Genomic DNA, 13,172 nt, shown 5'->3' with positions numbered 1-13,172 from the left:
CTCGACGGACCTGGACACCGACGACCTTCGCAGGAGGCACACCGTGTCCGTGCAACTCGACCACACCATCATCCACGCCACCGACAAGTTCGCGTCCGCGCGCTTCCTCGCGGAGCTGGCCGGTCTGGAGGAGCCGACGGCGTTCGGTCCGTTCGCCGCCGTGCCCACCGCGAACGGTCTGACCATCGACTACGCCGAGCACGTCGTCGAGCCGGACGCGATCGTGCCGCAGCACCTCGCGTTCCGGGTCTCCGAGGAGGAGTTCGACGCGATCCTCGCCCGTATCCAGGAGCGCGGACTGCCGTACTGGGCGGACCCGTACCGCCGCAAGCCGCAGGAGATCAACCACCTCGCGGGCGGCCGCGGCGTCTACGTCAGCGACCCGGACGGCCACGCCATCGAGTTCCTCACCCGCAAGCACAGCCTGGAGGACCTCGGTACCGCAGCGTCCTGACGCGGGTATGTCCGGCCCGGACCGTACGGCAGGCCGTCACGCCCCGGCGTCCGGCGACTCGTCCGACGGCCACGGGTCGGACAGCCACAGGTCGTCCCGCGGCGTCATGGCCAGCAGCGCGCTCAGCCCTTTGTCCAGCCCCAGGTGTTCCTGCTCCGTCCCCGGCGGCACGATGCGCAGCGTGCGCTCCAGCCACGCCGAGACCGCCGCGGCCGGCGCCTCCAGCAGCGCGTCCCCGTCCGGGGAGCTGAGCGCCATGCAGACCAGACTGCGCCCGTCCACCTTCGTGGGCCACACCCGCACGTCACCGTGACCGCACGCCCGGAACACCCCCTCGACGAGCAGCTCGCGCGCGAACGTCCACGTGACGGGGGCGTCCGAGCCGATGTGGAAGGTGACGTGGACGGCGTACGGGTCGTCGGTGCGGTAGGTCAGCCGGGCCGGGACGGGAATGCTGCGCTCCGGCGACAGGACCAGGCCCAGCTCCAGCTCTCGTTCCACCACGGTGTGCATACGGTCCGCCTCTCCTCGGTGCCTCCTGCGGACCCCTGTCACTGGGCCCACACCTGGTGAGAGGCTCCGGCGCCCGGACCATTACGCGACTTCGCACAACTTTTTTCGCGGGCCTCTTCCAGGTGGTCCCGCCCGGCCGGGACACCCGGCCCGACCCTCGGTCTGATAGATGTGGACGCTGCGTTGCGGCAGACTGCACATGCCCCACCCACCACACCAGGCCGAGAACAGATACGGGACTTCGGACATGAGCGCCCCTTCCTCAGGATCCGCCGGCGGCAGCCCCACGCCAGGCTTCTACCCGGACCCGTCCATCCCCGGCTACATCCGGTACTGGAACGGTGCCGCATGGGTGCCGGGCACCAGCCGTCCCGCGCCCGCCGAAGGCGAGGCGCTGCCCGCGCCGCCGCCCGGCGCCGCACCGGCCCCCGCGCCCGCACCGGCCCCCACCCCCGCCGTGGAGGAGACCGGTCCGGTCTTCCTCGACGAGGAGGAGGACCACGGCCCGGCGGCCGGGCCGGGCGGCGCACCCGGTACGGGCGCGCCCGCCTCCGCATGGCAGGCCGACACCGCCCGGCAGAGCGGCTTCGGCGGCGAGCAGGACCGCCGGATCGCCTGGGGCTCGCCCGAGGAGCAGCGGCAGGCCGGCCTGCCGCAGCAGCGCGAGGAGGCCGCCCCGGCCGGTGCGCCGGCTTCCGGCGACGAGCCGCCGCGCTCCGAGGGCACGGTCACCATCCGGGCCGTACGGGACGAAGGGGGCGCGCGCGGCGGTGACCGCGGTACGACCGCGATCCGCGCCGTACGCCCGGGAGCCGACGCGGGCGGCAACGCGGTCGGCAAGAGCGACACGATGGCGATCCGGATGGCGCCGCAGGCCGGCGGCGCCCCGGCGTCGCCGCTGCCCGGCGCCACGGCCCCGCAGCCGCTGCCGTCCACCGGCGCGCAGCAGCCTGCGGCCTCAGGCCCGCAGCAGGCCGCCGCGCAGCCCGGTCCCGGTGTCCGGGGGCCCGCCGCCCAGGGACCGGCCCAGCAGGCCCCGCAGGGGCCCGTACAGCCGCAGGCCGGGCCGGGGCCCGTCGCACCGCCGGTGCAGCACCAGCCGTTCCCGACCCAGCAGCCGCAGCAGACTCAGCCGCCGCAGGCACCGCAGCCGTCCCCGGCGCCGCATGCTCCGGTGCATCAGGCGCCGCCTCAGCCCGGCCCCGGCCCCGCCGCCGGACCGGTCCCCGCGCCCGCGCCCGGCCCGCAGGCACCGTCCGTACCGGCTCCCGCGGCCGGCCCCGGCCCGCAGGCCCAGCCCGCCCCGTTCTCCGGGTTCCCGCCGCAGCAGGAGGGCGGGGCGGCCGAAGGTGTCGTCCCCTGGAAGCCACCGACCTCCGACCCGTTCCTCGCCGCCGCGCAGGAACAGGGCCGCCCCGCCTCCCTGGGCCGCCGGTTCGCCGCCCGCCTGATCGACACGCTGGTCCTCGCCGTGCTCACCGGTGCCGCCGCCGTACCGCTGTGGGGCCCGGCCGTCGACCACATCGACGCCAAGGTGGAGGCCGCCAAGCAGTCCGGGCGCGAGGTCACCGTCTACCTGCTGGACGGCACGACCGGCCCGTACCTGGCCGTCGTGCTCGCCGTGCTGCTCATCGGCGGCGGCCTGTACGAGGTGCTGCCGACCGCCAAGTGGGGCCACACGCTCGGCAAGAAGGTGTGCGGCGTCAAGGTGCTGGACATCGAGAGCCACGACACCCCGCCGCTGTCCTCCGTGATCAAGCGGTGGCTGGTGTACGGCGTGCTGGGCGTCCTGGTGGTCGGTGTCGTCAACGCCGTGTGGTGCCTGTTCGACCGGCCGTGGCGGCAGTGCTGGCACGACAAGATCGCGCGTACCTTCGTCGCCGAGAAGTAGACCGCCCGCCGCACGGCCCGCCCGGCCGCCCGCCGGGCCGCGTCACCCGGCCGGACCTCGCCGGATGCGGCGGCGGGCGGCCCGGGGTCGACTCGGGCCATGAGCACCGACCAGCCCGGGCCCGGCGCCGGAGGCGAACCGCCGGAGGACGACCCGTTCCTGAAGAAACCGCAGGAACCGCCGTCCGGCGGCTCCCCGTACGGTGCCGAGCCGGCCGGTGGCCCCCCGTACGGCGGCCGGCCGGGCGGCGGCTCCCCGTACGACCGGCCCGCCAACTCCACGCCCCAGGGCGGTCCGCCGCCCGGGGGAATGCCGCCGCCTCCGTACGGCGGTGACCCGTACGGGGGCAATCCGTACGGCGACCAGTACGGCGCCGCCGACCCGCTGGCCGGCATGCCGCCACTGGCCGGCCGGGGCCGCCGGCTGGTCGCCCGCATCATCGACTGGATCATCGTCTGCGTGCCGGTCGGCCTGATCATGAGCGCGATCGTCGGCGGCTTCGACTACTGGACGACCGACGGCACCGAAACCGGACGCCAGGCGTCCGTCTCGCTGGTGACGATGCTGGTCTACCTCGTCTACGAGGGCCTGATGCTCACCAGCCGCGGCCAGACCGTCGGCAAGATGGCGATGAAGATCCGGGTGGGGATGCTGGAGGACGGCGCGGTACCGGCCGGGCAGGCGGGGTGGGTCCGGGCGGCGGTCTACACGCTGCCGGAGATCGTGCCGTGCTGCGGCTTCATCTTCTGGCTCGTCAACGTCCTGTGGTGCACGTGGGACCGGCCGTACCAGCAGTGCCTGCACGACAAGACGGCGAAGACGGTGGTGGTCTCCACGGCCTGACACCGGACGCCGGTACCGGGCGCGGACATCGGACACCCGCGTCGGACACCGGCAACGGGCACCGGCGGACGCCGAGGGCGCCTGCCCCCTACAACCAACCGCGCGCCCCGGCTCCTCCCGGCTTCTTCCGTCCCCTCCTGGCGGCTCCGGCGCGTCAACCGGCGGTCGGCGCACCCCTCTTCCGAGCGGTGCCCGGCCGCCTACGCGCGTCCACCAGCCACGGACGGGTGACTAACGGGAGTGCTCGCTGACGCGGGTCTCCGAGGAGACACCCGCGTGGGTGCGCTGGCGCGGCAGGCGCGGGGCCGCCGGGCCGGTGGCGGCGGACACCCGCGCGCCCGGGCGCCGGGCCGTACGGCGGCGCGCCACATGAGAAACCCCCGGCAGTGGCGCCGTGAGGGCGACCAGCAGGCCGAGGGCGAGGGCTGCGATGGCGATGACCGCGATCCCGACCCCGGTCCGCGTCTGCGAGAGCAGTAACAGCGCGAGGGTCGAGAAGACGACGGTGGCCGATCCGTAGGCGAGCTGTGCGGCAGTCGGACGAGGCATGGCGGATCCGTCCTCAAGAGGTCGGCAGGGGTGTGGTCGACAGGGGCGCGCCGTCAAACGACTCTACGGTCCTTACTGCCCGAGCGGAACTGGCGGTAAGCGTGACCTAACCCACGGTTCCGAGGCATAGGGGGCGCACGGATTCATCCCTGGTTTGAACGGACCTGTCCGGCGCGGCGTTCGGGGTGCGCGGCGTACGGCGCGGGGTGGCCGCCGGGGTGGTGTGGGGACGTACGCGAACCACGCTCCGTACTGGCCCGAAGCTGTCCGATACCCGCATTCTGAGGACCGAAAACCGTACTTCCCTGTCGTGCCCAAGTCAAGATCTGTCTTTTCCCTCCCCCTTCCGGTCAAATGCTGGCATCCAGTGACCGAATTCAAGGGGAGGAATGCGCCAAGTGAGAGCCAAGAGACGGGCGTTCAGACCGGCCGCCCTGGCCACGGCCGCCGCCGCGATCGGGGCGGCCGCCCTGTCTTCCGGCGCGCCGGCGCAGGCCGACGACGGCCGGCCACCGCTCGCCGTCCAGCGGCAGGACCCGGGCGCGCCCGCCAAGCAGGCCGTCGACCACGACCTCAAGGGCCCGTTCAGCGACCAGCAGGCGGCGCAGCGCAAGGAAGCGCTCCAGCAGGTCATCTCCGGCGACGCCACGCCCGCCCGGCACGGCGCCTCCCAGGTCGTCAAGCTCGGCCGGGGCAAATACGTCGAACTCGCCCGGGAGAAGACCGACAAGATCTTCACCATCCTGGTCGAGTTCGGCGACAAGGTCGACGACACCACCATGTACGACCCGGACGGCGACGGCCCCAAGCCCCCGGTCAAGAAGTACGGCGGCAAGCCGGGCCCCGCGCACAACACCATCGCGCAGCCCGACCGCCGCAAGGACAACTCCACCGCCTGGCAGAAGGACTACAACCGCCAGCACTTCCAGGACCTCTACTTCTCCCACGACAAGAAGAAGGAGTCCCTGGCCAAGTACTACGAGAAGCAGTCCTCGGGCCGCTACTCCGTCGACGGTGAGGTCTCCGACTGGGTCAAGGTCGACTGGAACGAGGCCCGTTACGGCTCCAACTTCTGCGGCTCCACCAACTGCGCCAGCGCCTGGGACCTGATCCGCGACGGCGTCAACCGCTGGGCCGAGGACCAGAAGGCCAAGGGCCGCACCGACGCCCAGATCAAGGCCGACCTCGCCAAGTACGACCAGTGGGACCGCTACGACCACGACGGCGACGGCAACTTCAACGAGCCCGACGGCTACATCGACCACTTCCAGATCGTGCACGCCGGCGAGGACGAGTCCGCGGGCGGCGGCGCGCAGGGCACCGACGCGATCTGGGCGCACCGCTGGTACGCGTACGGCAGCGACTCCGGCCGCACCGGCCCGTCCGGCAACAAGGCCGGCGGCACCCAGATAGGCAGCACCGGCATCTGGGTCGGTGACTACACCATGCAGCCCGAGAACGGCGGCCTCGGCGTCTTCGCCCACGAGTACGGCCACGACCTGGGGCTGCCCGACGAGTACGACACCACCGGCACCGGCGAATCCTCCGTCGACAACTGGTCCCTGATGTCCGGCGGTTCCTGGCTCGGCACCGGCAAGGACTCCATAGGCGACCTCCCCGGCGACATGAGCGCCTGGGACAAGCTCCAGCTGGGCTGGCTGAACTACGCCAAGGCCAAGGCGGCCACCAAGTCCACCCACAAGCTGGGCGTGGCCGAGTACAACACCAAGGACAAGCAGGCCCTGGTCGTCGAACTGCCCGCCAAGACGGTCCGTACCGACGTCGTCAAGCCCGCCGAAGGCACCCAGCAGTGGTGGAGCGGCATGGGCAACGACCTGAAGAACACCCTGTCCCGCTCCGTGGACCTCACCGGCACGAAGAAGGCCGCCCTGACCCTCAAGGGCTGGTGGGACATCGAGCAGAACTACGACTTCGCCTACGCCGAGGTCTCCACGGACGGCGGCGCCACCTACACGCCGCTGGAAGGCACCGCCGACGGCAAGCCGATCACCCGTGACGGCAGCGACAAGCCCGCCCTGACCGGCACTTCGGGCGCCTACAAGGACCTGGTCTTCCCGCTCGACGCGTACGCCGGCAAGAAGATCGACCTGCGCTTCCGCTACCAGACGGACGGCGGCGCCGCCCAGAAGGGCTTCGCTGCGGACGCGATCTCGGTGACCGCCGACGGCACGGCGCTGTTCACGGATGGCGCCGAGGCCGGTGACAACGGCTGGACCGCCAAGGGCTTCTCGCGCATCGGCGCGTCCTTCACCAAGGACTACCCGCGCTACTACATCGCGGAGAACCGCCAGTACGTCTCGTACGACAAGACCCTCAAGACCGGTCCGTACAACTTCGGCTGGGCCTCCACGCGTCCCCAGTGGGTCGAGCACTTCCCGTACCAGAACGGCGTCCTGATCTGGCTGTGGGACACCTCGCAGCCCGACAACAACGTCGGCCAGCACCCCGGCTACGGCCAGATCCTCCCGGTCGACGCCCACCCGAAGGCCGAGAAGTGGTCGGACGGCAAGCTGATGCGCAACCGCTTCCAGTCCTACGACTCGACCTTCACCCGGCACCGTACGGATGCGCTGACGCTCCACAAGGACGGCAAGGTCACCAAGATCAAGTCGAAGCCCGGTGTGACCGTCTTCGACGACCGCAAGGGCGACTACTACGACGAGTCGAACCCGACCGGTGGCGTGATCGTTGCTGACACCAACACCCGTATCAAGATCCTCAACGAGGCGTGGAACGGTTCGACGGTGACGCTCCAGGTGGGCCCCTCCACCAAGTAAGCAGCAAAACCGCAGGTCACAGCCTCATCGGCCGTCGCCCCCTAGCGGGCGGCGGCCGATCGCGTTTAACTGCATCCTGCGAGTTCTTGTTGACGCCGAGTCTCACGGGGGAAACCGTGCCCACATCCGGAGGAGGGTTCATCAGGCTTCCCGGCGGAAGCGTGGTGGTGGCCCTGGCACTGCCCAGACCGGGCGACAACGGACACCGCGTCCGGGTCCTCGTCCACGCGGTGAACCGGCAGCGGGCCCTGACGCGGCTGCGCAACCTGGGCCTGCGGGCGGTGTACCTCCGCGGCAACACGCAGCCGCCGACGCCGGACGAGGTCACGGCGGTGCTGCACCACCCCGACGGCCTGGTCTGGCGCGAGACGCCGGAGGACGACACGGAGTCGTGGCACCCGATACGGTCGTTGCTCCGCTCGGGGTGCCGTTGTCACGGTGGGTGACCGTGGCCCTGGTCTCGCGCTTCGCGCGAGGTTTGCGCTGTCGCGCGGCTCGCATTGGTTTCGTTTGGGGCGGGGGCGCGCAGGGGGCCAACTCCTCGGCACCGTGTACGTCACCCGGGGCGTGAAGTGAACCAAGGCTCCCGGCTGACCTGCGGGGATGGCCCCCTACACGCCCCCTCAGGCCGTTTGGCGAGGCCGGGACAGCAGGGGGGAGGGGGTCGATCACCCTGGCGTGCCCCCACCACATGGTGAGGCTCACGCCGGGGCAGGGGCGTCACTCCGCGTCACATGAGCGTCATAAGGCGGCCCGGGTGCCTGCCCGCCTGCCTCGCGCTGCGCGCGAGGGGCGGGATTGTTGCCCCGATGGCGGGATACCCGCAAACGGCGCGGGCTCGGGGACATACAGGGGTCTCCCCGCAGGTCAGCCGGGAGCCCGGGTTCACTTCACGCCCCGGGCGACGTACACGGTGCCGAGGAGTGACCCCTGTGTGGCCCCGAGCCCCCCACCACCGGACCCATCGCGCACAACGCGCACCCCCACCAGCCCTCCCACACCAGGCCCGGCCAGCGCCACACAAGCCCGTCCGGCGATTGAGGACAACAGGGCCTCAAGCCGCAAAAACCACCGGCTCCCCCGTAAGCTCAACCCCCGCCGCCCGCATCCGCCCCAGCGCCCGCTCCGTAGTCCCCGCCGCCACCCCCGCCGTCAGGTCGAGGAGTACACGGACCCGGAAGCCCTCGCTCACCGCATCCAACGCCGTGGCCCGCACGCAGTGATCCGTGGCCAGCCCGACCACGTCCACCTCGCTCACCCCGTGATCCCGCAGCCACTGCGCCAGGGGGCGCCCGTTCTCGTCCACGCCCTCGAAGCCGCTGTAAGCGGCAGCGTGCGAGCCCTTGGAGAAGACCGCGTCGACCGCCCCGGACGCGAGCGCCGGCGCGAAGTTCGGGTGGAAGCCGCTGCCCTCCGTGCCGGCGACACAGTGGGGAGGCCAGGACGTCTCGTAGTCCGGGCGGACCGAGAAGTGGTCACCGGGATCGATGTGGTGATCACGGGTCGCCACGATGTGCCGGTAGCCGCTGCCCGCGGCCTCACCCACCAGATCGGTGATCGCGGCAGCCACATCCGCACCTCCCGCCACGGCAAGGCTGCCGCCCTCGCAGAAATCGTTCTGCACGTCTACGACGATCAATGCCCGGTGCATGGTGCGAGCCTTCCGGCTGGGGAGCGGTGAAGTGGGCGCGGAGCGATGTGACCGAGGGTAGCCACAAGCCCCGCCGAGCGGGAGTGCGCACTGGGGGCCCGGGGGCGCACCCCTCAGGCCTGCTCCGTCGGCAGCACCGCCTCCCCCCGCGACAGCTGCATCGCCGACATCGGCAGCCCCGCCCGCGCCGCGATGTGCCGCTCCCGCGCCGCGTCCAGCGGCTCCCGCGCGACCACGTCCCCGCCGCGCACCAGCGGCACCGGCAGCAGGCGGTCGGCCAGCTCCGGCGGTACCGGCCCGGTGCCGACGACCTCGGCCTCGGCGACGCCGTGCTCGTCCAGCCGCCGCGCCGACCACTTGCGGCCGCCGAGCGACGCCTTGCCGCCCATGGACTTCTTGGCCACCGGCCGCAGCGGCGCGTCCGGCGCGTCGCTGTCGGCGCGGGCGACCAGCTTGTAGACCATCGAGGCGGTCGGGTGCCCGCTGCCCGTCACCAGCTGCGTGCCGACGCCGTACGCGTCCACCGGCGCCGCCGCGAGCGAGGCGATGGCGTACTCGTCCAGGTCGCTGGTGACGACGATGCGCGTGTCGCGGGCGCCCAGCTCGTCCAGCTGCTGCCGGACGCGGTGGGCGAGCAGCAGCAGGTCGCCGGAGTCGATGCGTACGGCGCCGAGGCCGGGCCCGGCCACCTCGACGGCCGTACGGACCGCCTCGGTGACGTCGAAGGTGTCCACGAGCAGCGTCGTGCCGCTGCCCAGCGAGTCGACCTGCGCCTGGAACGCGTCCCGCTCGCTGTCGTGCAGCAGGGTGAAGGAGTGGGCGCTGGTGCCGACGGTGGGGATGTTGTAGCGGAAGCCGGCCGCCAGGTCGGACGTGGAGTGGAAGCCGCCCACGTAGGCCGAACGGGCGGCGGCGACCGCCGCGAGCTCGTGGGTGCGGCGGGCGCCCATCTCGATGAGCGGCCGGTCGCCGGCCGCGACGGCCATCCGGGACGCGGCGGCGGCCACCGCGGAGTCGTGGTTGAGGATGGAGAGGATCACCGTCTCCAGGAGGACGGCCTCGGCGAAGGTGCCTTCCACGCGCATGATCGGCGAGCCGGGGAAGTAGACCTCGCCCTCCGGGTAGCCCCAGATGTCACCGCGGAAGCGGTAGTCCGCCAGCCAGTCGAGCGTGCGTTCGTCGAGGATGCCGCGCTCCCGCAGGAAGCCGAGAATCGTTTCGTCGAAGCGGAAGTTCTCCACCGCGTCCAGGACCCGGCCGGTTCCGGCGACGACGCCGTAGCGGCGGCCTTCGGGCAGGCGCCGGGTGAAGACCTCGAAGACCGAGCGGCGGTCGGCGGTCCCGGACCGCAGCGCGGCCTGCAGCATGGTGAGTTCGTACTGGTCGGTGAAGAGCGCAGTCGACGGCACGGCCACCGGCAGCCCCAGGTCTGCTGTGTTCATGGTGAGGATGCTACCTCTCATACTCGTCACTCTGACGATTTCCCCGGGCCGTTTGTGCGATGGCCCATCGCGGGTGGCAGCATGGACACCGTGAGCGCCGACCCGTCTGCCACCCTCGCCCTTCGACCGCCGCGCTGCGCGCTCGGCGCCCCCGTGGAGATCGAACGGCCCGAGTCCAGTGAGGCACCCTCCGAGGTGCCCGACCCGGACGTGCCCTGGGTCACTCTGGTGCACAACGACCCCGTCAATCTCATGAGCTATGTCGCGTACGTCTTCGAGGCGTACTTCGGCTACTCGAAGGGCAAGGCCCGCCAGCTCATGCTCGACGTTCACCACAAGGGACGGGCGGTCGTCTCCAGCGGCAGCCGCGAGGAAATGGAGCGTGACGTGCAAGCGATGCACGGGTACGGCCTGTGGGCGACCCTCACGCAGGACCGCTGATGGCCGGCCACTTCGAGCCCTTGCCCGGCGGCGGCGCGGCCGCCCCCCTCGACGAGGTCGAGATCTCCATCCTGCGCAGCCTCGCCGTCCAGCTCATGGAGCTGATCGGTCCGGGCGAGGAGCCGGCCGAGGGCGACGACCCGCTCGCCGCGCTGTTCACGGAGGGCCCCAGCGAGCCCCCCTCCGACCCGGCGCTGGCCCGGCTCTTCCCGAACGCGTACGGCGGTCCGGACGAGGTGCCGGACGACGCCACGCACGCCGCGGCGGCCGAGTTCCGCCGCTACACGGAGAACGATCTGCGCGCCCGTAAGCGCGAGGACGCGCTCGCGGTCGTACGGGCCCTGGACGCGCTCGGTCCGGTGGGCGCGGCGGGCGGTACGGGAGCTACGGGAGCTACGGGAGCTACCGGCGGTCCGGGCGGGGAGGCTGCCGTGGACGGCGCCGTGCTGCGCCTGAAGCCGGACGAGTCGCGGCAGTGGCTGGGGGCCCTGAACGACCTCCGGCTGGCCATCGGCACCCGCCTTGAGGTCACCGACGAGGACGAGAGCGGCGAACTGCTGCGGCTGCCGGACAGTGACCCGCGCAAGCCGATGGTGATGGCCTACCTGTGGCTGGGCGGCCTCCAGGAGAGCCTGATCGAGACGCTGACGGCCTGAGCGGCCTGTGGACGGCCCGAGCCGGGACACGGACGGCCCGAGCCGGGACACGGGAGGCCCGGGCCTACCGGGCCGCCGTCCGGCCCGGGTGCCGCCTCGCCGATCGCACCCCGCTCAACGGACGCTCAAATCCGGATAACGATCGCGTCACCGACCCTGACTACCCAGCAGGCCATTCCAGCATTTATCCTACTTTTCTTGTGCTCGGCTCCAAGACATCACTGGTAGATGCCCAAGGGGCCGTGATACATGTTCACGAACCTGCCGCGAGTGACGCCACCCCTGTCACTCCGGGAGCGCTTGGCCGGCCGACCGTCGGCGTGCAGGAACTCCATCCGGGGGGATCGGAACCCGATCCGGACAGACCGGGTCGGAATGGAGAAGGGCGCACCACACATGACCTCTGTGCAGGTCGAAAAGAAAGCCGGCGGCAGCGACGCCGCGGGATCTGCCTCGGAAGAGGGTTACCAGCGGGGGCTGGGAAACCGGCAGATCCAGATGATCGCCATCGGTGGCGCCATCGGAACCGGTCTGTTCCTCGGAGCGGGCAAGGCGATCTCGAAAGCAGGACCCAGCATCATCCTGGCCTACGCCATCGTGGGCCTGGTCATCTTCTGCATCATGCGCGCCCTGGGCGAGCTGCTCATGTATCGCCCGGTGTCGGGCTCCTTCTCGGAGTACGCCCGCGAATTCCTCGGCCCGTTCATGGGATTCGTGACGGGCTGGACGTACTGGCTGTTCTGGGTGGTCACCGGCATCACCGAAGTAACTGCAGCAGCCACCTATGTGCAGTACTGGAACAAGGGAATACCCCAGTGGGCGTCCGCCCTAGTGTTCACGGTCGCCCTGTTCGGCATCAATCTGATCTCCGTGAAGCTCTTCGGTGAGCTGGAGTTCTGGTTCTCGATGGTCAAGGTCACCGCGATCATCGGCATGATCCTCATCGGCCTCGGCGTGATCATTCTCGGTTTCTCCGACGCCGGCGACACCGCCTCGTTCAGCCTGCTGTGGTCGGACGGCGGATTCTTCCCGAAGGGCATCGGCGGCACGCTGATGACCTTGCAGATCGTGATGTTCGCCTTCCTGGCGGTCGAACTCGTCGGCGTCACGGCGGGCGAGGCCACCGACCCGAAGAAGGTCCTGCCCAAGGCGATCAACACGGTGCCGTGGCGGATCGGCCTCTTCTACATCGGCGCGCTGATCATCATCCTGTCCGTCGTCAGCTGGACGGTCTTCGAGCCGGGCGTGAGCCCCTTCGTCGCCGCCTTCCAGCAGATCGGTCTGTACGGCGGCGCGGCCATCGTCAACTTCGTGGTGCTGACCGCGGCGCTGTCCTCGGCCAACTCCGGCATGTACTCCACCGGCCGGATGCTGCGCGACCTCGCGCTCAACGGCCAGGGCCCCAAGCTGTTCACCCGCCTCAGCAAGAACGGCCTGCCGACCTGGGGCACCGGCGTCTCCGTCGCGATGATGCTGTTCGGCGTGTGGATCAACTACCAGTGGCCGGGCAAGGCCTTCGACCTGGTCGTCTCCTTCGCGACGATCTCCGGTATGTGGGCCTGGATCATGATCCTGCTCTCCCAGCTGCGGTACCGGGCCAAGGCCAACCGCGGCGAGCTGCCGCAGTCCGAGTTCAAGGCGCCCGGCGCCCCGTACACCTCGATCTTCGCGCTGGCCTTCATCGGCATGGTCATCGTGATGATGGGCGTGGACCCGGACGCCCGCGTCTCCCTGTACGCGGCGCCGTTCTGGGCGCTGGTCCTGGGCGTCAGCTACCTGGTGCTCAAGGCGCGCAACCCGGAGTCGTTCGCCAGGCCGGCCGCTACCGCTGTGGGGGCGGATGCGGCCGCGAAGGACGTCAAGATGGACGTCGAGAAGGGCTGAGGGCGGCCCGCTCCGGGCGGGCCGCGGGACAGTCGTCCAGCATGCGGGCC

12 protein-coding genes are annotated in these 13,172 nt (G+C 71.2%); 8 read left to right on the top strand and 4 right to left on the bottom strand.

Annotation, left to right across the window (positions count from 1 at the left end; all coding sequences use genetic code 11):
• Positions 1 to 43: 43 nt before the first annotated feature.
• On the top strand, positions 44 to 454 hold the full coding sequence (locus AB0L45_RS03005) for a VOC family protein (protein ID WP_365835419.1): 411 nt from the start codon (positions 44 to 46) through the stop codon (positions 452 to 454).
• 36 nt (positions 455 to 490) lie between these two features.
• On the opposite strand, the gene AB0L45_RS03000 is transcribed toward AB0L45_RS03005, so the two are convergent.
• On the bottom strand, positions 491 to 967 hold the full coding sequence (locus tag AB0L45_RS03000; RefSeq protein WP_365835417.1) for an SsgA family sporulation/cell division regulator: 477 nt from the start codon (positions 965 to 967) through the stop codon (positions 491 to 493).
• Positions 968 to 1,214: 247 nt separating this feature from the next.
• Between AB0L45_RS03000 and AB0L45_RS02995 the strand changes: the two genes are divergently transcribed.
• Entirely contained in the window at positions 1,215 to 2,858 is a 1,644-nt protein-coding gene (locus tag AB0L45_RS02995; RefSeq protein WP_365835415.1) for an RDD family protein, read from the top strand.
• A 99-nt stretch (positions 2,859 to 2,957) separates the two neighbouring features.
• On the top strand, positions 2,958 to 3,701 hold the full coding sequence (locus tag AB0L45_RS02990) for an RDD family protein (RefSeq protein WP_365835413.1): 744 nt from the start codon (positions 2,958 to 2,960) through the stop codon (positions 3,699 to 3,701).
• A 231-nt stretch (positions 3,702 to 3,932) separates the two neighbouring features.
• On the opposite strand, the gene AB0L45_RS02985 is transcribed toward AB0L45_RS02990, so the two are convergent.
• Entirely contained in the window at positions 3,933 to 4,250 is a 318-nt protein-coding gene (locus AB0L45_RS02985) for a hypothetical protein (protein WP_365835411.1), read from the bottom strand.
• Positions 4,251 to 4,648: 398 nt separating this feature from the next.
• Here AB0L45_RS02985 and AB0L45_RS02980 point away from each other — a divergent pair, with 398 nt between their 5' ends.
• Positions 4,649 to 7,048 carry an immune inhibitor A domain-containing protein gene (locus AB0L45_RS02980; protein WP_365835409.1) on the top strand — a complete coding sequence of 800 codons (2,400 nt, stop codon included), beginning with the start codon at positions 4,649 to 4,651 and terminating at the stop codon, positions 7,046 to 7,048.
• A 164-nt stretch (positions 7,049 to 7,212) separates the two neighbouring features.
• The gene (locus tag AB0L45_RS02975; RefSeq protein WP_365835407.1) at positions 7,213 to 7,494 is read left to right on the top strand and encodes a hypothetical protein; all 282 of its coding nucleotides are present in this window, start codon (positions 7,213 to 7,215) and stop codon (positions 7,492 to 7,494) included.
• Positions 7,495 to 8,102: 608 nt separating this feature from the next.
• Here AB0L45_RS02975 and AB0L45_RS02970 read toward each other — a convergent pair.
• Together AB0L45_RS02970 and AB0L45_RS02965 are read right to left on the bottom strand one after the other, a co-directional pair.
• The gene (locus AB0L45_RS02970; protein WP_365835405.1) at positions 8,103 to 8,699 is read right to left on the bottom strand and encodes an isochorismatase family protein; all 597 of its coding nucleotides are present in this window, start codon (positions 8,697 to 8,699) and stop codon (positions 8,103 to 8,105) included.
• A 113-nt stretch (positions 8,700 to 8,812) separates the two neighbouring features.
• Entirely contained in the window at positions 8,813 to 10,141 is a 1,329-nt protein-coding gene (locus AB0L45_RS02965; RefSeq protein WP_365835403.1) for a nicotinate phosphoribosyltransferase, read from the bottom strand.
• Between the two features lie 81 nt (positions 10,142 to 10,222).
• Between AB0L45_RS02965 and clpS the strand changes: the two genes are divergently transcribed.
• The 3 genes from clpS to AB0L45_RS02950 all read left to right on the top strand — a co-directional run bounded on the left by clpS (position 10,223) and on the right by AB0L45_RS02950 (position 13,122).
• Complete coding sequence (gene clpS / locus AB0L45_RS02960) at positions 10,223 to 10,582, top strand: ATP-dependent Clp protease adapter ClpS (RefSeq protein WP_365835401.1); 360 nt, start codon at positions 10,223 to 10,225, stop codon at positions 10,580 to 10,582.
• A complete protein-coding gene (locus AB0L45_RS02955) occupies positions 10,582 to 11,238 on the top strand; it encodes a DUF2017 domain-containing protein (RefSeq protein ID WP_365835400.1) in 657 nt (218 codons plus the stop codon). The genes clpS and AB0L45_RS02955 overlap by 1 nt, the downstream gene beginning before the upstream one ends.
• A gap of 396 nt (positions 11,239 to 11,634) precedes the next feature.
• On the top strand, positions 11,635 to 13,122 hold the full coding sequence (locus tag AB0L45_RS02950; protein WP_365835398.1) for an amino acid permease: 1,488 nt from the start codon (positions 11,635 to 11,637) through the stop codon (positions 13,120 to 13,122).
• Positions 13,123 to 13,172 lie beyond the last annotated feature (50 nt).

Source organism: Streptomyces sp. NPDC052496, from assembly GCF_040679095.1.
In the GTDB taxonomy this organism is placed as follows: Bacteria; Actinomycetota; Actinomycetes; order Streptomycetales; family Streptomycetaceae; genus Streptomyces.
Note: the sequence above shows the minus strand (reverse complement) of the source record. Positions and strands in the feature narration are given on the sequence as shown.